The organism is Petralouisia muris, assembly GCF_004793545.1.
Taxonomy (GTDB): Bacteria; Bacillota; Clostridia; order Lachnospirales; family Lachnospiraceae; genus Petralouisia; species Petralouisia muris.
Map to the genome: position 1 here is coordinate 1 of NZ_SRYA01000023.1, position 18,053 is coordinate 18,053.

Here is an 18,053-nt window from a genome sequence, read left to right on the forward strand (position 1 = left end):
TACAACAGAAAGTCCTGTGCGGCATTTTTTTATTAAAAAAGTTGTAAACTGGTGTCTACATAGATAAATCCATACCGTTTACGCAGTTCCCCCGTGGTGAAAGAAACAACATCAATACAGCCCCACGGAGTATATCCCATCAAGTCAACCCCATCATATTCTACCGCTTTTATCATCTCTTCAATATGTGCTTTCAGATATTCAATCCGGTAGCTGTCATCACAAGTACCATCCTCACTCAAAACATCCAGTGCACCAAGTCCATTCTCGACAATAAACAGTGGTTTCTCATAACGCTCATACATAAGATTCAGTGCATATCTAAGCCCAACCGGATCAATCTGCCATCCCCAGTCCGAAGCCTCCAGATAAGTATTGCGCACTGTATGGACATTTCTTCCATCTGTATTTTCATCCCCTTCGAGAACTGCATCTGCTTTTACTGCATGAGACATATAATAACTGAAACCGATATAATCTACTGTTCCTTCCTCCAGAATCTTCTCATCCCCATTCTCCATCACTGGCGCATTATTTTCCCTCTCCCAGATTTTCTTTGCATAAGATCCATAATGCCCCCGTACATGGACATCCATAAAATAGAAACGTTCATGCATGGACTCATGGGCAGTCATGACATCCTCTGGATTCATGGAATAGGGATAATATGGGATAAATGAACACATACACCCAATCTGAAAGTCAGGATTAATCTCATGCCCCTTTTTAACTACAATCGCAGAAGCCAGCAATTCATGATGCGCAACCTGATGCAATGCCTTTTTCGGATTTTCAAATTCAGAATATTTTACACCGGAATTCGTCCATCCATAAATATCCGGATTCGTCTTTACCTGATTATTGATTTCATTAAAAGTCATCCAGTATTTTACTTTATCTTTATACCGTTCCATAACTGTAAGTGCATAGTGTACAAAAAAATCAATGCACTTGCGGTTCAACCAGCCGCCATAATGTTTTGCAAGATAATATGGCATTTCAAAATGGCTCAATGTAATAACCGGTTCAATCCCATAACTTAACAAATTGTCAAACATATCATCATAAAATTTCAGTCCTGCCTCATTAGGCTCTTCCTCATCTCCATTTGGGAAAATACGGCTCCATGATATGGAAGTACGGAAACACTTAAAGCCCAACTCGCCAAACAATGCAATATCATCCTTATAGGTATGGAAAAAGTCAACCCCTTCATGATTTGGATAGCTTTCCCCCTCGAGCACTCCGTCCGTAATCCGGCGCGGAACGCCATGCGCCCCCGCTGTCAAAACATCACTGACAGAAATACCGCGGCCATCTACATCCCAGCCGCCTTCCAACTGGTGCGCAGCAACAGCGCCACCCCAAAGAAATTTTTTTGGTAAACCCATAATGTCCTCCCTTTCTTTCCCAGCACACAATCCAGGGAAATATGCTATATTTGTAAGAAAACACTTATTGAACCTCGTACAATGCCTCTCCTGCTTTTACAGAACCTGATTGCTTTATGAAATTAATTTCCCCATAATCATCAGCATTCGTAATCAGGATAGGCGTAATCGTTTTGAAATCTCTGCTAATTGCATCCAAATCAAATTCCAACAATAAACCGCCGGTTTTTATTTTATCTCCATCCTTTACTTTGGCATCAAAATATTTGCCATTCAAAGTCACTGTCTCTAAACCGACATGAATCAACATTTCACAGCCATTCGGACCACACAGGCAGACAGCATGCTTTGTATCAAATACAGAAGATACCGTACCCTCAAAAGGTGCATACAATCTGCCCTCTGAAGGAATAATGGCTGCTCCCTGTCCTAAAATACCTTCGGAGAAAGTAGCGTCTGGAACTTCGGAAAGCGGCTTTACTTCCCCATTCATTGGTGCACAAACCGTAAACGAACTGCCTTCTGAAATTTCGGAGACCGCTTCCCCCGCATCCGTCTCCGGTATATCCTCAGGAATCTCAACCGGATCATCAAACCCAACAATCTGAACGAATATAAATGTTACTAAAACAGCCACAGCGGTACCTATCAGAATACCAATAACTGAATTAGAATAATTGCCCGCATATCCCAATGCCTCACAATTCGCTGCTGCACTGTCTGTATAAATCGAATTGGGAATAGACAAAAACCCCGGTAATCCGGCATATACAAAATACCTTGAACCAAAGAAGGCTGTAATCGCACAACCAATCGCACTGCCGATGCAGCCGCATATAAAAGGTTTTTTAAAACGAAGGGTTATACCATAAATTGCCGGTTCCGTAATACCAAACAGTCCTGTAGCTGCTGAGGATGCTGCCATATTTTTCACTTTGGCATTTCTACTCTTCCAAAATACGCCAAAGCATGCGGCAACTTGAGCACACACTGCAATGCCTTTAAATGCCTGTAGAGTATCAAATCCCATATTCTGATAATTTGTCAATGAAATTGGCGTAAAACTCCAATGTATTCCAAAGATAACCAATACCTCCCATATCGCACCAAACAGACCGGAAGCCAGCCACGGGATGAATTTATACAACATATTATAAGCAGAAGCCAGACCATTTGACAGCACCGTAGAAACCGGGCCAATTACCAGGATTGTCATTGGCACCATAATTGCCGCACAGATAAACGGCGTTCCAATTGGACGCACCACTTCTGGCAGCCGGGGTTCTGCCCAGTGTTCCAGCTTACTAAGTATTGCCACCAAAATAATAGGCGGTATCACACTGGATGTATATGTTACTGATGTAAGTGGTACAAACAGAAAATCCAGCGCTGTTCCTTCACTGATTGTTGCGGCGATATTGCCCCAGGTAGGATTTGCCAAAGCCATACAGCACCACAAAGCAATATATACGTTACACTTAAAATGTTTTGCACCTGCCACAGCGATAAACACAGGCAAAAACGTAAAAGGCGTCCACGAAATCATGTTATAAATCTGTGCCGCGCCAGTATTCCCGATATCCGCAAACATCTTAATAATGATTAAAATCCCCTGCAATTACCCCGCTGCTGCCATGACGTAGACATATGACGCAATACAGCCGGACATTACGGCAATTACCCTGTTGACCAGGCTCTCTTTTACTTTTGGCGCTTCTTCTGAAAAATTGACCACGCCTGACAGGTGCTCATATACGTCTTTTGCATGTGGGCCAATAACAATCTGATACTGGCCGCCAGACGCCACAACCTGAATCACGCCAGACATCTGTTCTATTTCTTTTGTAGCAGAATCATCAGGCATCTTTTTTAATACTAAACGGAGTCTGGTAGCACAATGAGTTGCTGTCACAATATTTTCCGCACCAATTGTGTCCTTAATATCTGTGGCAAGTTTTTGATAGTCACGAACTTTATTTGCCATATCACATTCCTCCTAAAATTTTTTCTGCCAGATGGCCATTCCAGCAGTTTCCTGAATTGATTCCAGCACTGAAATTCTTTTCTGTTATCATTATAGCAACGGAAAACGACAATGTCATTGCTTCTGACATCAAAAAAAACAAGTCCGCTCTTTTGGAACTTGTTTTTTCTAAAAAACAATTTTGTTTTATTCCTCCTGCAATCGACTGGCAACCCGCTTGGCAAGTGTCTCCGCAACTATAACTGCCGGTGCCTGAGAGGTGTAGTCAATGATTGCTTCCACTCGTGGGTTCATAAAATCAGCATTATTTTCGCCTCTTCTCATTGTAATATAATGGCACAAATTCAATTCAGCAAGCTGGGCAACCGTACATTTTTCTGTATTTGTAATACTGATAATACGGCAATGGTGTTGTTTCAACTGATTTGTAATCTGCGTTACCTGTGAAACTTCACCAGATATGGAAAATACAAGCGCCACGGTATTCTCCATATCATTCATTTGCCACATTGGATAAAATGGATCTGTAATAGCCATACTGAATTTTCCAAACCCGGAAAAATACCGTGCCGCATACTGGGCAACATAACCTGAGTTTGATACGCCAACACAAAAAACACGGTCAGCCTGAGCAATCATAGAAGCTGCCTCATTCAGTTTCTGCTGATATGCTTCTGAGTCCACTCTCTCCAAAAAAACTTTCAATTCTGATAAATCCTCTGGAACATGAACATTTCCCTGGTTTCCTAAATGCTCTTTCATTTTCAATTTAAATTCTAAATACCCATCACATCCTAACTTTTTACAAAATCTTAAAATTGTTGTTGTAGACACGTGGGCATTTGAAGCTAATTCCCGGATACGCATATAAGGAATCGCGTCCTGATGCTGCATCACGTATTGATAAACACTCATTTCCAAATCATTTAGGTCTTGAATGTTTTGTATGGTAAACATCTACTATCTGTTCCCCGCTTTCTTTTATTAAAATATTGAATTACATTATCACATTTTTGTTTCAAAATACCTTGTATGCTTGTCAATATGCTCAATGACATATTACTATTATGCTTTTATATAGTCAAGACATATTAAAATTCAACTGTGCTAGCAGAAAAAATATCTGAAATAACAAACTCCTTAAAACTAACAATTCCAGATTCTATTGCGGCTTTTTATACAAGTATTCTTTACATAAAGTTCCTAATATACAGTTTGTAATCAACTCTATCCAGTCTGAAAATATCAATCAAGCTGCCACGAATAATACCAGCAATATAAGTATAAATTATGTAAAAGAGAATTTCCCCAACACCATTTTGCACAAAACATTTAGTACACATAGGTCACTTCTTGTTACCACTGTTTTGCTGATAGCAACTTACTTGATTTTATGACACTGTACCAACGTAAATATATGTGCAGAGAAGTGAGATGTTAAAAAGATGTGTTATCAACAATTTATGGCATTGGGGTTGTTCCCTCTTAATTTCAATTAAAAGCAGTTCCTTTTTTCCTGTTAAAACAGAGCTGGAAAAAAATATAATTCTATTTATGTCTGTCACAATAATAGACAAATTTGTCCACTATGTTGCATTTACTCCATTCTTCTTCCAGCCTGTCAAACGCTTCCCAGCATTCCTCCGATTTGACAGAATCCCTTGTAAATGCTTTTGACGCTTTACGCAGCGATTTCATCTGCTGCCGGAAAGTGCCACTGTTCTTTAATCTTGCTTCCAAAGGCTCTCCCGTGCGGGCAGCAATATATTCTTCAGACATAAATCCCAAACCTCTCTCATCTCCTTCTGTTAACAGAAATCATATGTTTGTCATTGTTACGAACGTATCCTAACAAACCAATTCCATCCGCTGCTCATTTTTTCCATACTCGTACATTTTCATGGACAACAGCTTGGTAATATTCTCCATACTGCTTATGAGAATTTCTAAATCCTTATCTTCATCCTCCCCCAATCTCCTGCACAGGTTCTGCTTAGCCAGATATGCTCTTTCATGCGATTGAGAACACTCTTTTCCCTCGGCAAATTCATCTTCAACAACCATTTTGGGAGAACCCGAAAAAAATTCTCCTTCCAAAAATCCTTTCATCTTTTCTTAAAAAAGTTCCTTTTGCATAATGCATCCTCCTTTTTCTCTCACTTTTTCAACCGTTTTTATCATTGCATTACTATAAAAACAATACAGATGGTGCAAAAAGTGAGACAAACGTGCGACAAAAAATCACATAAACCGAAATGACAGAAACGTCCACCGCTTCATCAACAATGAAATCAATCACATTTCCCTCGCTGTCCGTAAATCCCTCCACTGAGAGCAGCCTGTGGTTCGTATCCAGCTTTTTCAGATAACACAACCTTGGCAATGACCTCAAACTCTTCCCGTTTTTCAATTCTGTAATCCATTGTCGTTCCTCCTTCTAATGTGATTTTTACGGAAACTCTGGAAAAAGATTTGAGTGTAAGTTTTTCGCTTTTCGCTTGGACAGGCGTAATCCCGTGGAACTTTGTGAATGCCCTGCTAAAACTCTCTGGGCTGTTATATCCGTATTTCAGGGCAATATCTATCACCTTTTCATTTCCAGACGATAAATCCGTTCCTGCCAGTGACAATCGCCGGTTGCGGATATACTCGCCAATAGAATAGCCGCAGATAATATGGAAAACCCTCTGGAAATGGAAGCTGGAAGAATACGCCTGTTTCGCAATTTCAGCATAGTCTATATCTTCTGTAATATGATCTTCAATATAATCTATGGCCTTCTGTAACCCTTTCACCCATTCCATGTTTTTTTCCTCTTTCCGTAACCATAGTATAGTAAACTAACAACGGCCTTTCCTGATATTCTATGCTATGCTTTGCTTTGTTAAGTTTCAATTCTCCCTGCTCACTTAAATTTTAAATCATGCAGCCTGTTATCGCTGATAAATTTCTTCTTTCTTGGGTCGCCCTCTGCACGGTAAATGGCTAAACTTTCCAAGTCAAATATGGAACTCCAAACTGTTTCAAAGTCTGGCTCATTGTCATATTGGCACATAAATCCATAATCGCCTTTCAAAAGCTGCTCGGTAGTCTCGATATAATCGTCCCTTATCTTCCCCGAAGAAAAACTGTCTATGACAACCTTATACCGCTTGTGGGAATCATAATCATTCCCATTTGCATCGTCATAGGGCTTCATTTCATCAGAGATAAAGCTATTGACAGTACAAACAATCCTGTTTCCATAAAAGATTTCCGCTTCACGGACTTTTTTGAGAGTCGGCGTACATTCGACTACTGCCATATTGCCGCTTTTATCCGCAAGTAAAATGTTACAGTTAGAAGCTATTGGCAAATTCATAAGTAACGAAACTGCCTGCTCTGTATCATTTGCCTTTTCAAGCAAATACCGTACAATAAAACATGAGTTAAACCCTGCCTTTATCTTTTTAAGGTCGGTCATTACAAACGTCATTGCCACGGCAAGCCCATGTTCATTCAGCCCCTCTTCCCCGTTGATGAAAGAGGATGTAGTGATATTAAATCTGTTTCCATTCCTCGGTGCGTAAATTTCACTTTTACATCCATCACGCAGATAGGGCGGCAAGTCATTATTTCTGCCATATATCAATCTGCCATTTTGGGAATAGGCAAAAGCCGTACAGCCCCGAATCTCAATAGGGAAGTTATCCTCCAGATTATACATACAGCAGCCCATACACAGCATCCACGAAGCAAAATGCAGATAGTCTGCTCCTATGGCGTCACTTACCCCTCTTATTTCTGCACACACTTCTGGAAAAATCTTTCTTAACATTTCCTCACTTTGTTTTCCATGTTCCAGTTGAAAATTATCTAACTGAAGCGGAAAAGAGATTTGGCATTTGTTAAAAATTTTTCCACGCTTTACACCCATTTCATAATGGTTGCCTTTTAGTCTTAAATGATACATTTCCTATCTGTCCTCCTCTTTGATTGCAATCCATACTTTGGAATGTCCATGTGCCGGCTGGCTGTCACAAATCGGATACACTTCAATGTCTGGCAGTTCAGCATATTTATATCCAGAGAACGGCAGCCATTCCATATAAAACCGTCTGAATACACTTTGGACATCTTCTTTAAAACGTCCATCATTCTCAAATATAACCCAAGTTGCCGCAGGAATTTCATACTCGTACATATCCGCAGGGGCAGAAGCATCTGTAGCAACGCCGATATAATAATAGATTTCTTTTGGACTTTCATATACACTGACTCCTAAAATCCCATTTGGCTCTTGATTAGATAATTTGCATATTTCCGAAAACTGGTTTCCCTGCAATGTGGTTTTCCAAAAATCGGGAACTATCCTTAAATTTTCTTCCATATCACAGGTCAAAGGAATGCGGATTCCCACAATATGCAGGGATTGTTTTTCCGCAATGTGATACACCATAGCACTTCCTCCTGTTATTTCGATTCTAAACTGAATTGACGGATATGCTTGCAGGATACACCCCATAGCTTTCGCTGCTGTTGGCGTAATTCCATGAACATTCTGAAAAGCCCGATTAAACGAAGTCGGAGAGGAATAGCCATACTTCAAAGCAATATCTATTACTTTCTCGCCTGTCCGCTGCAATTCAAACGCTGCCTGTGTCATTTTTCGGCGGCGTATGTATTCTGCCAATGACACGCCCGAAACATAAGAAAAAATACGCTGAAAATAATAGGGAGAGCAACATGCAATGCGGGCTGCTTCGTCATATGATATTTCCTTGTCCAGATTATCTTCTATGTAATCAATGGCTGCTCCAAGTTTTTTCAACCATTCCATCTCCTTACCTCCTCGCAAACAAGAATAGCTTAATCTGCTTTATATTTCCTCTCTTTTTCTGCTATCTTTTGTAAACTTGCATATAGTGTATCTGAATAAAAAATTCGTTTCAATAACTTCCCGAAAAGAAAAACGACAGAGATTTAATCCTCTGTCGCTTTTCTTTTCGGGGAACTTTGATTAAAGTTCATATTTCTGCGCTTGATACAGTTCGTTTGAACGTCTATACTATATACAATACAAAACAGGAGGTCTAAAATGTTTGAATATATGACAGCACAGGAAGCCGCAGAAAAGTGGAATGTATCGCTTAGATGGGTACAACGGCTCTGCAAAGAAAACCGTGTTGAGGGGGCTTTAAATGTTAATCGTGTGTGGCTTATACCGCAAAATACTGTTAAGCCAGACGATGCACGAAAAAATAAAAATATTTCAAAAAACTTGTAAGATTCTTTGAAATGCGAAGTCTTATAAGTGAGTAGGAGGTGAGATAGTGGCAGGTTTTGAAGAAGAATTTGAGAAGATTTATAAAAGATATTTTAATGATGTATTTCTTTTTCTCAAAAAGCTGTCAAAAGACGGAAGTATTGCAGAAGAAATCACAAGCGAAACTTTCTTTAAGGCAATGCATTCAATAGATAATTTTCGTGGCGAAACAGATGTCCGTGTCTGGCTTTGCCAAATTGCAAAAAACTGTTATTTTTCCTACTTGAAAAAGCAACAGCGTATTGAAAATATTGATGATATTGATTTCCCAGACAATCAAGACACCATTGAAGAACAAATATCAAAGCAATATGATGCGATGCAAATACATCTCCTGTTGCATAATTTATCTGAACCTTATAAAGAAGTTTTTATGCTACGGGTCTTTGGAGAGTTAAGTTTTAAACAAATTGCAGATATTTTTCAAAAAACAGATAATTGGGCTTGTGTTACTTATCACAGAGCAAGAAATAAAATATTAACGCAAATGGAGGACAAAGATGAATAATAAATGTAATTTAATCAGAGACATCCTTCCGCTTTATGTAGAAGATATGGTAAGTACGGATACGCGAGAGTTTGTTAGTGAACATCTCGAACATTGTGAAGCGTGCCGTGCAGAGCTTGAACATATGCGGAAACCTGCAGACATTATCCCAAACACTGATATTGTTCCGCTAAGAAGAATAAAAAAGGAGTTATTTATCAAACGCCTTCAGACTGTTTTTTTAACAGCGATTTTGGCATGCGCCATAGTGACGGTTATCTTTGGGATTTTAACATCACCTAAATTTTTCTCCTATTCCGATGACTTGTTTAATGTTGATAGTGGCGCTGACGGGAGCATTACCATCGCCTTTGATAATAAGGTAACAGGTTATAGCTGTATGAAAGAGTTTAATGATGAAACGAAAACAGAGATTTATCAGATAAATGCTTGGACTACGACTTGGGACATATATTCGTCCAATCGTGGGAAACAAAATATGGTTATTCCCTTTGATAGAGAAACTAATGTTCAGATTTACTATGCTCAAAACGATGGTTCCGAAGATGTATTGATTTATGGGATAAATGATAATGCTTATCAAGATACTGTAACATTGCCAAGACAAATTTTCTTGCCATATTTTATGCTAGCTTTTCTTGTCCTTGCCATACTTGCAGTTCTGCGGTTTTTATTGAAAAACAAGCAAGCAATAATTGTATGGATTGACAGATCTCTACTTTTCCCGATATCCTATATGGCAGCGCATCTTTGCACAAAAGGAATTAGCTTTACGAGTTATTCGTCAAAACGAGATTTTTGCATTATCGTTTTGGTTGCGATGCTGTTTTATTTTGCGATGTTGACAGGAATATCCCTTTATAAAGCAAAAAAGAGAACATCTCAAAAGAACTTTGAAGATTAACTCTGAATGCTTTGAGGTGGTAGATATGAAAAAATCTCTATTTAGACCAGCGGATATATTAGAACTAAGCGCTGTGTATATCCTCTGTTTTTCCCTAAATTTTGCGTTTGATTATGTAAAGACTATCGACTTGGACTCCTACATTCTAAAAAGCTATTTTAGGCCATTTTTAGAATATCAACTTCTAATCGTTATATTATTTACATTCATTGTGGTAGTTTTTCATTACCAAATGTTGTGCAGAAAAAAAGCAGAGGTGTTTTGCAGAATACTTGTAGGAGATACGGCGTTTCATATTACAATTCGGTATGCAATGGATTGTCTACTGGTTTTAATGTTTGTTTATCTTCTATCAACTTTGGTAAATGTTTATTGGAATTTCAATTTAATTAGTAATCTTCACTTAGTTGCTATTTTTATCACATATATACTAATCAGTGCATGGCAGGTGCGAAAATATGAAAATTTTTAAGTATTTTATTTCAAAAATATTTTTAAGAAAAGCAGTACTCGGCATAAGCATGATTCTGTTGCTTTGCATGGCAAATTATATAACTTTTACTTCTTCTCGTTCGATTTTATCAACTTTTCAAGGGTATCAAGAAACAAAATATATCAATCAAGAAGGAAACTACATCGCTAACTTAGATCCAGATAGTCATATGGATATGGGTCTAATTAACGAAAATGGAACACAAGCAGTATATAGCTATTTAAATAGTTATTATAATTACGCTTTTTATGTGGATGGATTCATTGTATCTGTTCCTAATGTTGATGATATGGAAGTACACTTAAGCTATATGAATGAGAAGTATTACAAATTAAAACAATTTGAACTTTTACAAGGAGTGGATTTAAGCTTTGACTACCAACTTGATGATGAAATACCTGTTTTAGTTGGGAAAGGATTAAGTAAGACATATCCTGTTGGGTCAACGATTAGAATTGAAGAATCTGCCATTGGGCTTCCGATAACGCTTAAAGTCAAAGGGGTTTTGAAGCAAAATGCTTATCATTCTAATTATTATGCTCTCAATTCCAAGACATACTATAATTTTTCGATTCTCTTTCCTGTAAATAAGGATTTTATAAATCATGCGAATATAGACCTTCAATTGAATGGTCTCATGGATATAACAATCCTACAAACTTCAGAAGAGGGAGTTGCAGATTTAAGTGAGGTCTTGAAAGATAATTTGGGTTTAGACTTTAACTTTTTTAGCCAAAAGGAAAATTACGATTATTTTAATGAATACTATCTTCATTCATTAAAAATCATGGCGACAATAACCTTTGTTTTGCTTGCGGTTATAACTTGTATTTCTGTTTGGAACGCATTAGTCAGTGTTCGCTTAATGCTGAAAGACTTTACTATTAATTTATTGGTTGGATTAAGCTATTCAAAGCTAAGAAAAATATTTTATATCTATTTTGGAATGCTTTCCTTTATTAACCTTGCAGTTGTTTTCATATTCACCGCTTTTAACAGGTATGGCTGTTGGATAAGAAAAGACGCTACTTTTGTTACTTACGGACTATTTGGGTTGATTGGAATGGACTGGCTGGCTTTATTGGTAGTGGTTCTTTTGGATATTATTATTGGAATAATGATTGTCGAAACTATGTTAAGGAAAATCAAAAGAATTCCAATTTCTTTGGGGGTATTACAATGACTAAGATTATCGACTTAAGCATTAAAGAAAAAACCTATAAGAGTAAAAATTCGCAGCTTTCAATATTAAACAATTTCAACCTTGCAGTCGCTGCTGGTGAAAAAACCGCCATTGTAGGAGAATCCGGTGTAGGAAAAAGCTCGTTGCTTAATATTATCGGATTGATAGATAGGAATTATGTTGGCGCATATACTCTTTTTGGTTCGAAAACAAATAGCTTACATACAAGCGAGTTGGCACAGTGGCGAAATCAAAAGATTGGTTTTGTTCTTCAAGAGTCAGCACTTATCAATTCTTTGACAATTGAAGATAATATCAAATTGCCTTTACTTTATGCAGGTTCTGGAAAAAAAGAATTTAAGGCAGAAGATTTCGAAAGTGTAGTTGATGCAATTGGTATTAAACCAATATTAAAAAAGAAGCCGCTTGAATGTTCTGGTGGTGAAAAAGCAAGGGCCGTATTTGCCAGAGGAGTAATTATGAAACCTCAAATTATTTTGGCTGATGAGCCAACAGCATCTCTGGATGTGGAAAACAAAGAAAGAATTGTAACATTGCTTTTCAAAATGAACAAGGAATTTAGCACTACAATTATTACTGTAACTCATGATTTGGAAATAGCTAATCGTCATGATAGAGTAATTCATCTTGAAAGGAATAAATAAAATGGGATTTTTTGCAATGGTAGCGTCAATGTTATTAGGAATATTTTTTATTGCACTCGGAATAGTATTTGTTCTTATTGCGGTTTATTTTTGATATCCCAAATAAAAAAACGGTTTGCAATTTGAGGTAATTATATGCAGAAAAAAAATATGAAATGGTTATTATGTCCTCTTCGCGGCAGTAAAACCCGTAACAGGATTAGAGAGGATACCATTTTGAAAAACTACCCTCTTTGCTGTCGGAAGTGCAAGCAGGAAGTTTTGATTGAAGTCAAGGACTTACAAGTAACTGTCATCAAAGAGCCAGACGCATAAGACGCAGAGCCGATGAGCTTGTGAAATAAATCACAGTTTGTTGGCTCTGTTTTAGTTCATAACATTGGACAAGCGACTTCGGCGAATACCTTGAGGGAATGACAGACAGGGAACGGAATACCGAGGTAAAGACCGTTGCCGATTTACTGGATGAAATTGAGGACGAAACCCTGTATCGGGCATTGCTTACGGTGGACAGGCGTCCCCTGCAAATTATCCTGTTGAAAATGCAGGGCTATTCCACAAAGGAAATTGCCCCGCTTGTTGGATTGACAACAGGGGCTGTCTTTGCAAGGCTAGACCATCTGCATAAAAAGCTGCGGAAGATTTTATAACTATCTAAGATAGACGGTTTTTCAGCGGGCTATTGGATGGGGATAAAACTCTCCCATCCAATTTAAAATTAAATGAATAAAAATCCCGTCCACAGGGAATACTAAAATATTTGCCCAAAATCTTGACATGGGTGCAGCCGCTGCGGTATTCTGGAATACCCATAAGGGAATTGGAAGATTGAAAATGAAATAGCACATAAATGGAAGAATGGAATGTCAGCCAATGGATAAGGCTGACCGCCGCCGAATGTATGCTGCCCTTTTCGGCTGGCGTATGGCAGCATGGTTTTAAATCCCAAAGCCGTTACATAGCATTGCGAATCCGAGCAGGAGAAAACGCTCCCGTTATTCGTGGTGCAGTGTAGCGGCTTTTTCATTTATCCAAGAATTTTTGGGAGCAGAAAGCAAATCCGAAACGGAAGCCCTGCCCAGAAAAGCAATCGCTGACTATGAAGAACAGAAATTCGTTGTGAAGTCTGAAAACATCACGGTTGGCGAAATGCTGGATATGTGGATTGAAGAAGATTTGAAGCCCAGCAATTTTTTTCCCATCTTTTCCCCCTGTTTATTTGCTGCCTATATCTCTGCAATCTTTCCCTATCTGCTTTCCGCCTTTGCCGGAAGATAGGAAAAGCTCCTGCTGCCATGTTCATCATTAGAAGGTTATTTTTACTGTAACAATCCATTACTTTGTAATCCGTCCCGTTAAAGTTGCGCAGGACTTCCCCCATCTGAAAATCATGCTCCCTCTGCTCATAATGGAACATGCACCCTTTAACCCACCGCCCACATCAACGCTGCTCCTTTCCCGCAAAAAAGCACCCAAACCCAATATAAGGCTTAGATGCTTTCATCGGTCATTCTGTTATTATTATAATTTTCCTATGCCTGCGAATGTATTGCATCATTTCTGGATAACAGATATAAGCAATACTGGTTCATGCTGATCCCTTCCTGTTTGGAATGTTCGGAAAGCTGACGGTGCAGGCTTTTGGGAATCCGCAGCTTAAACTGCCCGGAATAATCATTCAGACCATCCGGCCCGGGAATTTCCTGCCCTTCCTCCAGCGCAGCCATAAGCCACTCTTTTTTTGCATCTTCCGCATTGCTTACTGCCGATTCCAGAGTTTCTCCACAGGTCATGCACCCCGGCAGTTCCGGAAACATCACGGCATAGCCTCCTTCTTCCTTATCCGGCACAATCTCCATACGGTAAGGCAGCTCCATATATTCATTCAGCGTCATCGGTATCCACCTCACTCTCTATTACCTCCCCCAGCGACTTCCCCGCCGGAATCTGCGTCGCACTGCTTAAACTGTCATAATAATTCATCTCATCAAAGACTTCTTTCAGATGTTTCTTCCCCTCGTCGTCCATGACATAGGCAGCCGCCTTTGCCGTTGATCCATCACATTCTTTACAAGGATAATGACACCCACCGCACCGATCACGGCAATCACTAACGTCTTTAAGTTGTCAAGCGGCTTTGTGACGGCACTGGTATCTCCATCCCTCTTTCCTGAATTACAAAATCCCCATGTCTCAGTTTATTCATATATCTTTCCCATATACAATATTTTCGCAAATGTTTTGTAATCCACCTTTTCCCAATCTACCGTATCATCAAAAACAGAACAGCCATCCACCCAACTTGCCATCTGTTTAATAATGTTGTGAACCCCCTCTATGTTTAGAGCTTTTTCAGGTAATCCTAAGATATCCGGCTCATCATCAACAAGCATAATTTTATTATTATTCACTTAACAGCACCCTTCCTTTGTTTTGTAGTTCCACCTGCTCGGAAATTTAATAACTCCAGGAACTGTCACAGATTTAACCTCATCTGCTGTCGCAAATCCTTCCATGTTTTCTCCGGCAGATCCCTTATGTCCCAGTAAGGCGGGTGCCAGAAAATATAGAGTTCTATGTGTTGTATTTTCATGTCTTTCAGCTCCGACAGCCTGTCGTTGCCATACTCATCATCAAAATGCCCTGATTCCCTGTGTTCTTTCGCGTCTCTGACTCTGGATATTCTATTATTTTTATACCAGACATTCTCCTTAACTCATCTGCATAATTAATTTGTACAACAAAAAAGTGCCTAAAGATACTATTCTTCAAACACTGTAAAACTGAAAACTCTAAATCACCTTATTGTCCAAATCCCTCGCTGCTTCTGGGGAATATTTCAGAATCTTCATATGCCAAGTCTCGCTTCCACATTATCGGCAGACAGCCATCCCTCCTGTCTCGCAGAAGCTTCTCCTTTTGCAATTTCAGAAAAAAGCGTTTTAATCGCATGTAATTTTTCCAGCTCTTTCCTGCTGACTATAGCAAAATCACCGCCATTCCCACTCGTCAAATAAACCTGATTTCCTATGGAAACTTCCCGCTGCTCGAACATTAGTTTCCGAGCTTGATATGGCGGCGCAGGCGGAAACATCATAGAAAACGCTGTTTCCGCCTGCGCCGCGCAACAGCGACAGAGAATTTTATGCGGACGCTGTGATAAAGATGTAAGAATGTGCTATTTCCTTATTACTGTTTCTTCAGATAACGCAGCCACAGGCTTCCTCCCTCCGTCTGCTTCACTTCTTTTAACGTAAACGCCACAGGCCCCTTGGGCGGAAGGAAATCAGCCCGTTCAAAATCTGCAGCAGCTGCCCGCAGTCAATCTGCCCTGTTCCCGCAAAAAGATATGAAACCTGACGCTCCCTGAGGTATGCAAGGTAATCCTCCGAAACTTTTTCTGTCAAAACCTCAATCACATGGGCTCTGGGACGGCCCTTTTTTTCAATATAACCGGAATCCCACCCCAGAATCCCTTCCGGATCAATGGAAACAATATACTGATCCACATCAGACGATGCAATAGAATCCTCTTTCAGGATATAGGAGGAAGCTTTCGGCAATTCCCCGGCCAATCCGTCCGAGTAACTGCCTTTCATTGTCGTTGTTCCATAAAGCGTTGCCTGGCAGCCGTAAAATTTCCGAATATTCCCATATTCTGCAGACGCCGGAGCGCACTCCGGCGCTGAGAAAAAGGAACCGTCTATTTTACCGTCCAAGGATGTAAGCATATGACAGATTACATATGGCCGTTCCATGACACTCCTCCTAATATTTTAACTTATTCACCCATTTGTTTACCGTTTTCTGAGATGGCACACCATAGAATCCGCGCCCTTTCAGCCAATTTGTTTTGGATGAAATTTTTGCTTTTGTCTTCAGGTTCTTTCCGCTGTCCCCATGGCCGCTGCTGATGGATGTGGAGAAAGGAACTACCGTTTTCCCTTTCAGGCTTACGTTTTCCACAAGGGTATAGACAATATGGGGCGCTTCTCCCCACCAGATCGGGTACCCGATATAAACAACGTCCGCTTTCTTCACTGCCTTCTTAATCGCTTTTAAATTAGCAATTTCCGGACGCACCGTGCTCTGGGCAGGAGAAGCTGCCGATTCATGTTCTTTGACTACGCGGCTGTCATCATTCCCATAATCCAAATCTTCCTCTGTATAAGGTTCTTTTGCTTTGATTTCAAGTACCTTGCCCTTTGTTTTCTTACCAATTCTTCTGGCTGTTGCCTTTGTAGTTCCTGTGCCTGAGAAATAAAGCACTACAATGTCCTTCTTATTCTTTGCTTTTGTTTTCGCCTCAGCGGTTCCTACATCTGTCAATGATATTATCATTACAAGCGCAAGGATAAAAGATACTGCCCGCAAAACATTTTTACTTCCTTTTTTCATCATTTTTACCATTCCTTTCTCTTACTTATTTTCTGCCAATCCTCTTCCAAAACTTTTCTCTCCATACCTGACTACTTGGATGTTACAGCTTCTTCTACATATCTGCTGATAGAAACGCTGTCTCTGGTAAATATACCGTTATCCGCAATTGCCCCTTTTGCACATTCCCTTACAAACGCCACTGACTGTTCATACTGCGAGACGTTCATAGAAGCTGACTGGGAAATTGGATAGATATGCTTTCCACTGAAATCATAACTTTCCAGAAATGTTCCCACTGTCATAGGTGCGGTATGCCACCAGATAGGATAGCACAATATGATTTTATCATACTGTTCTACCGAATCCAACTTTCTTTGATGGAAGGCCAGGCATTGGCTTCCGCTTCATCTTTCGCATCCCCATATGCAGTTTCATTATAATCCGTGCTATAGGGCGTTTCCCGTTCGATCCGGAATGCATCTGCTCCCGTCTGCTCTATCACATTCTGTGCAATCCTTGCACTTGTCTCGCTCCAGGAAAAATATGCTACTAATGCCTTTCCGCCTGCCGGACCACTTTACGCCCCTTTTGGGCCGCTTGATTTAAAGCCGCTTTCAGCTTTACTTTCTTTCCTTTTCAAGGTATATACCCTTTTATCCAAGTGTATGGAATACTTTTTCTCCTGAACCGCCGCCTGAGCCGGCATACACTGTCCCAGGATAAACGATGCCGCAAGTACCTAAATCAGCAGCTTTCTGTGTATTTTCCTTATCTCTAACACTTTCAAATCTTTCTCCCTAATTCACCTGCTTCTCTTTGATTCGTTGCCATCCCAGCATATTCCATCCCATAAAGCTTTGCAAAACGGCTCATGGTATATTCTCCAGCTTCTATCATCCATTTCTCAGGCGCAGCCCCCTGGAACAGAAAATAGAGCGTCCTTCCCGAAAATTCCCCATTTTTCACCAAACCATAAAAACGATCCAGCAGGTTACGTACAGAACCGCAGATATTATGCCAGTACAGAGGCGAACCCATTACAATCACTTCAGCCTCCTTCATCCTGTCAATCACTTCCTCAAGCTGATCGCCTTCCAATTTCTGCCCATAACTGCCAATCCGGTAATCGGTCAAATTCAAACTCTCATACTCTTTCCCTGTCAAAAGAGCTTCTGCCAGTGCAGCGGTATTTCCATGCTTGTTTGGGCTCCCATTAATAAATAAAATCCTCATCTCTGAT

24 protein-coding genes and 3 pseudogenes are annotated in these 18,053 nt (G+C 39.8%); 9 read left to right on the forward strand and 18 right to left on the reverse strand.

The window, feature by feature from the left end; genetic code table 11:
- Positions 1–32 precede the first annotated feature (32 nt).
- The 9 genes from E5329_RS12555 to E5329_RS12590 all read right to left on the reverse strand — a co-directional run bounded on the left by E5329_RS12555 (position 33) and on the right by E5329_RS12590 (position 8,194).
- Positions 33–1,391 carry a 6-phospho-beta-glucosidase gene (locus tag E5329_RS12555; protein WP_275443227.1) on the reverse strand — a complete coding sequence of 453 codons (1,359 nt, stop codon included), beginning with the start codon at positions 1,389–1,391 and terminating at the stop codon, positions 33–35.
- 64 nt (positions 1,392–1,455) lie between these two features.
- Positions 1,456–3,009, reverse strand: coding sequence for a glucose PTS transporter subunit IIA (locus E5329_RS12560; protein WP_275443228.1), 1,554 nt, complete (start codon positions 3,007–3,009; stop codon positions 1,456–1,458).
- Complete coding sequence (locus E5329_RS30660; protein WP_275443229.1) at positions 3,010–3,375, reverse strand: PTS transporter subunit EIIB; 366 nt, start codon at positions 3,373–3,375, stop codon at positions 3,010–3,012.
- Between the two features lie 186 nt (positions 3,376–3,561).
- Positions 3,562–4,332 carry a MurR/RpiR family transcriptional regulator gene (locus E5329_RS12565; protein WP_135989876.1) on the reverse strand — a complete coding sequence of 257 codons (771 nt, stop codon included), beginning with the start codon at positions 4,330–4,332 and terminating at the stop codon, positions 3,562–3,564.
- A 591-nt stretch (positions 4,333–4,923) separates the two neighbouring features.
- Entirely contained in the window at positions 4,924–5,163 is a 240-nt protein-coding gene (locus E5329_RS12570) for a hypothetical protein (RefSeq protein ID WP_135989877.1), read from the reverse strand.
- 60 nt (positions 5,164–5,223) lie between these two features.
- Positions 5,224–5,484 carry a hypothetical protein gene (locus E5329_RS12575; protein WP_135989878.1) on the reverse strand — a complete coding sequence of 87 codons (261 nt, stop codon included), beginning with the start codon at positions 5,482–5,484 and terminating at the stop codon, positions 5,224–5,226.
- 182 nt (positions 5,485–5,666) lie between these two features.
- On the reverse strand, positions 5,667–6,179 hold the full coding sequence (locus E5329_RS32560) for a helix-turn-helix transcriptional regulator (RefSeq protein WP_135989879.1): 513 nt from the start codon (positions 6,177–6,179) through the stop codon (positions 5,667–5,669).
- Between the two features lie 101 nt (positions 6,180–6,280).
- The gene (locus tag E5329_RS12585) at positions 6,281–7,327 is read right to left on the reverse strand and encodes a C45 family autoproteolytic acyltransferase/hydolase (RefSeq protein ID WP_135989880.1); all 1,047 of its coding nucleotides are present in this window, start codon (positions 7,325–7,327) and stop codon (positions 6,281–6,283) included.
- A 3-nt stretch (positions 7,328–7,330) separates the two neighbouring features.
- Complete coding sequence (locus E5329_RS12590; protein WP_135989881.1) at positions 7,331–8,194, reverse strand: AraC family transcriptional regulator; 864 nt, start codon at positions 8,192–8,194, stop codon at positions 7,331–7,333.
- A gap of 258 nt (positions 8,195–8,452) precedes the next feature.
- Here E5329_RS12590 and E5329_RS12595 point away from each other — a divergent pair, with 258 nt between their 5' ends.
- From E5329_RS12595 to E5329_RS12635, 9 genes and pseudogenes are all read left to right on the forward strand, one after another.
- Positions 8,453–8,641 carry a helix-turn-helix domain-containing protein gene (locus tag E5329_RS12595; protein ID WP_135989882.1) on the forward strand — a complete coding sequence of 63 codons (189 nt, stop codon included), beginning with the start codon at positions 8,453–8,455 and terminating at the stop codon, positions 8,639–8,641.
- A 46-nt stretch (positions 8,642–8,687) separates the two neighbouring features.
- Positions 8,688–9,188 (forward strand): RNA polymerase sigma factor, encoded by a 501-nt coding sequence (locus tag E5329_RS12600; protein WP_135989883.1) that lies wholly within the window; start codon positions 8,688–8,690, stop codon positions 9,186–9,188.
- Positions 9,181–10,092, forward strand: a complete 912-nt coding sequence (locus tag E5329_RS12605) for a zf-HC2 domain-containing protein (protein ID WP_135989884.1) — start codon at positions 9,181–9,183, stop codon at positions 10,090–10,092. Before E5329_RS12600 ends, E5329_RS12605 begins: the two co-directional genes overlap by 8 nt.
- 458 nt (positions 10,093–10,550) lie before the next feature.
- Positions 10,551–11,768, forward strand: coding sequence for an ABC transporter permease (locus E5329_RS12615; protein ID WP_135989886.1), 1,218 nt, complete (start codon positions 10,551–10,553; stop codon positions 11,766–11,768).
- Positions 11,765–12,433, forward strand: coding sequence for an ABC transporter ATP-binding protein (locus tag E5329_RS12620; RefSeq protein ID WP_135989887.1), 669 nt, complete (start codon positions 11,765–11,767; stop codon positions 12,431–12,433). The genes E5329_RS12615 and E5329_RS12620 overlap by 4 nt, the downstream gene beginning before the upstream one ends.
- Positions 12,434–12,583: 150 nt before the next feature.
- Positions 12,584–12,748, forward strand: coding sequence for a cysteine-rich KTR domain-containing protein (locus tag E5329_RS12625; protein ID WP_135989888.1), 165 nt, complete (start codon positions 12,584–12,586; stop codon positions 12,746–12,748).
- Positions 12,749–12,813: 65 nt separating this feature from the next.
- Positions 12,814–13,083 (forward strand): annotated as a pseudogene (locus E5329_RS12630) (sigma-70 family RNA polymerase sigma factor); the annotation flags it as partial.
- Positions 13,084–13,283: 200 nt separating this feature from the next.
- Positions 13,284–13,448 carry a hypothetical protein gene (locus tag E5329_RS29750; RefSeq protein ID WP_168356607.1) on the forward strand — a complete coding sequence of 55 codons (165 nt, stop codon included), beginning with the start codon at positions 13,284–13,286 and terminating at the stop codon, positions 13,446–13,448.
- Positions 13,449–13,465: 17 nt separating this feature from the next.
- Positions 13,466–13,615 (forward strand): annotated as a pseudogene (locus E5329_RS12635) (site-specific integrase); the annotation flags it as partial.
- A gap of 350 nt (positions 13,616–13,965) precedes the next feature.
- Here the strand turns inward: E5329_RS12635 and E5329_RS12640 are convergent.
- The 9 genes and pseudogenes from E5329_RS12640 to E5329_RS12675 all read right to left on the reverse strand — a co-directional run bounded on the left by E5329_RS12640 (position 13,966) and on the right by E5329_RS12675 (position 18,046).
- Positions 13,966–14,328 carry a type II toxin-antitoxin system HicB family antitoxin gene (locus E5329_RS12640; RefSeq protein ID WP_135989890.1) on the reverse strand — a complete coding sequence of 121 codons (363 nt, stop codon included), beginning with the start codon at positions 14,326–14,328 and terminating at the stop codon, positions 13,966–13,968.
- Complete coding sequence (locus E5329_RS29755; RefSeq protein ID WP_168356608.1) at positions 14,315–14,461, reverse strand: hypothetical protein; 147 nt, start codon at positions 14,459–14,461, stop codon at positions 14,315–14,317. The genes E5329_RS12640 and E5329_RS29755 overlap by 14 nt, the downstream gene beginning before the upstream one ends.
- Positions 14,462–14,631: 170 nt before the next feature.
- On the reverse strand, positions 14,632–14,844 hold the full coding sequence (locus tag E5329_RS30670; RefSeq protein ID WP_275443230.1) for a hypothetical protein: 213 nt from the start codon (positions 14,842–14,844) through the stop codon (positions 14,632–14,634).
- 437 nt (positions 14,845–15,281) lie between these two features.
- Positions 15,282–15,530 (reverse strand): prevent-host-death protein, encoded by a 249-nt coding sequence (locus E5329_RS12650; protein WP_275443231.1) that lies wholly within the window; start codon positions 15,528–15,530, stop codon positions 15,282–15,284.
- 151 nt (positions 15,531–15,681) lie between these two features.
- Positions 15,682–16,191, reverse strand: a complete 510-nt coding sequence (locus tag E5329_RS12655; RefSeq protein WP_275443232.1) for a hypothetical protein — start codon at positions 16,189–16,191, stop codon at positions 15,682–15,684.
- A gap of 10 nt (positions 16,192–16,201) precedes the next feature.
- Positions 16,202–16,834, reverse strand: coding sequence for a flavodoxin (locus E5329_RS12660; protein ID WP_168356609.1), 633 nt, complete (start codon positions 16,832–16,834; stop codon positions 16,202–16,204).
- Positions 16,835–16,902: 68 nt separating this feature from the next.
- Positions 16,903–17,181, reverse strand: a complete 279-nt coding sequence (locus E5329_RS12665; protein ID WP_168356610.1) for a flavodoxin — start codon at positions 17,179–17,181, stop codon at positions 16,903–16,905.
- Positions 17,169–17,360: pseudogene (locus E5329_RS12670) on the reverse strand (hypothetical protein); the annotation flags it as partial. The gene E5329_RS12665 and the pseudogene E5329_RS12670, both read right to left, overlap by 13 nt.
- 236 nt (positions 17,361–17,596) lie before the next feature.
- Positions 17,597–18,046 (reverse strand): flavodoxin family protein, encoded by a 450-nt coding sequence (locus E5329_RS12675; RefSeq protein ID WP_135989894.1) that lies wholly within the window; start codon positions 18,044–18,046, stop codon positions 17,597–17,599.
- Positions 18,047–18,053 lie beyond the last annotated feature (7 nt).

Coding starts and splice junctions, on each gene's coding strand:
- E5329_RS12555 (WP_275443227.1), bottom strand. CDS start 1,391: ATGGGTTTACCAAAAAAATTTCTTTGGGGTGGCGCTGTTGCTGCGCAC.
- E5329_RS30660 (WP_275443229.1), bottom strand. CDS start 3,375: ATGGCAAATAAAGTTCGTGACTATCAAAAACTTGCCACAGATATTAAG.
- E5329_RS12565 (WP_135989876.1), bottom strand. CDS start 4,332: ATGTTTACCATACAAAACATTCAAGACCTAAATGATTTGGAAATGAGT.
- E5329_RS12575 (WP_135989878.1), bottom strand. CDS start 5,484: ATGAAAGGATTTTTGGAAGGAGAATTTTTTTCGGGTTCTCCCAAAATG.
- E5329_RS32560 (WP_135989879.1), bottom strand. CDS start 6,179: ATGGAATGGGTGAAAGGGTTACAGAAGGCCATAGATTATATTGAAGAT.
- E5329_RS12585 (WP_135989880.1), bottom strand. CDS start 7,327: ATGTATCATTTAAGACTAAAAGGCAACCATTATGAAATGGGTGTAAAG.
- E5329_RS12590 (WP_135989881.1), bottom strand. CDS start 8,194: ATGGAATGGTTGAAAAAACTTGGAGCAGCCATTGATTACATAGAAGAT.
- E5329_RS12595 (WP_135989882.1), top strand. CDS start 8,453: ATGTTTGAATATATGACAGCACAGGAAGCCGCAGAAAAGTGGAATGTA.
- E5329_RS12605 (WP_135989884.1), top strand. CDS start 9,181: ATGAATAATAAATGTAATTTAATCAGAGACATCCTTCCGCTTTATGTA.
- E5329_RS12615 (WP_135989886.1), top strand. CDS start 10,551: ATGAAAATTTTTAAGTATTTTATTTCAAAAATATTTTTAAGAAAAGCA.
- E5329_RS12620 (WP_135989887.1), top strand. CDS start 11,765: ATGACTAAGATTATCGACTTAAGCATTAAAGAAAAAACCTATAAGAGT.
- E5329_RS12625 (WP_135989888.1), top strand. CDS start 12,584: ATGAAATGGTTATTATGTCCTCTTCGCGGCAGTAAAACCCGTAACAGG.
- E5329_RS29750 (WP_168356607.1), top strand. CDS start 13,284: ATGGAAGAATGGAATGTCAGCCAATGGATAAGGCTGACCGCCGCCGAA.
- E5329_RS12640 (WP_135989890.1), bottom strand. CDS start 14,328: ATGACGCTGAATGAATATATGGAGCTGCCTTACCGTATGGAGATTGTG.
- E5329_RS29755 (WP_168356608.1), bottom strand. CDS start 14,461: ATGGACGACGAGGGGAAGAAACATCTGAAAGAAGTCTTTGATGAGATG.
- E5329_RS12650 (WP_275443231.1), bottom strand. CDS start 15,530: ATGATGTTTCCGCCTGCGCCGCCATATCAAGCTCGGAAACTAATGTTC.
- E5329_RS12655 (WP_275443232.1), bottom strand. CDS start 16,191: ATGGAACGGCCATATGTAATCTGTCATATGCTTACATCCTTGGACGGT.
- E5329_RS12660 (WP_168356609.1), bottom strand. CDS start 16,834: ATGATGAAAAAAGGAAGTAAAAATGTTTTGCGGGCAGTATCTTTTATC.
- E5329_RS12675 (WP_135989894.1), bottom strand. CDS start 18,046: ATGAGGATTTTATTTATTAATGGGAGCCCAAACAAGCATGGAAATACC.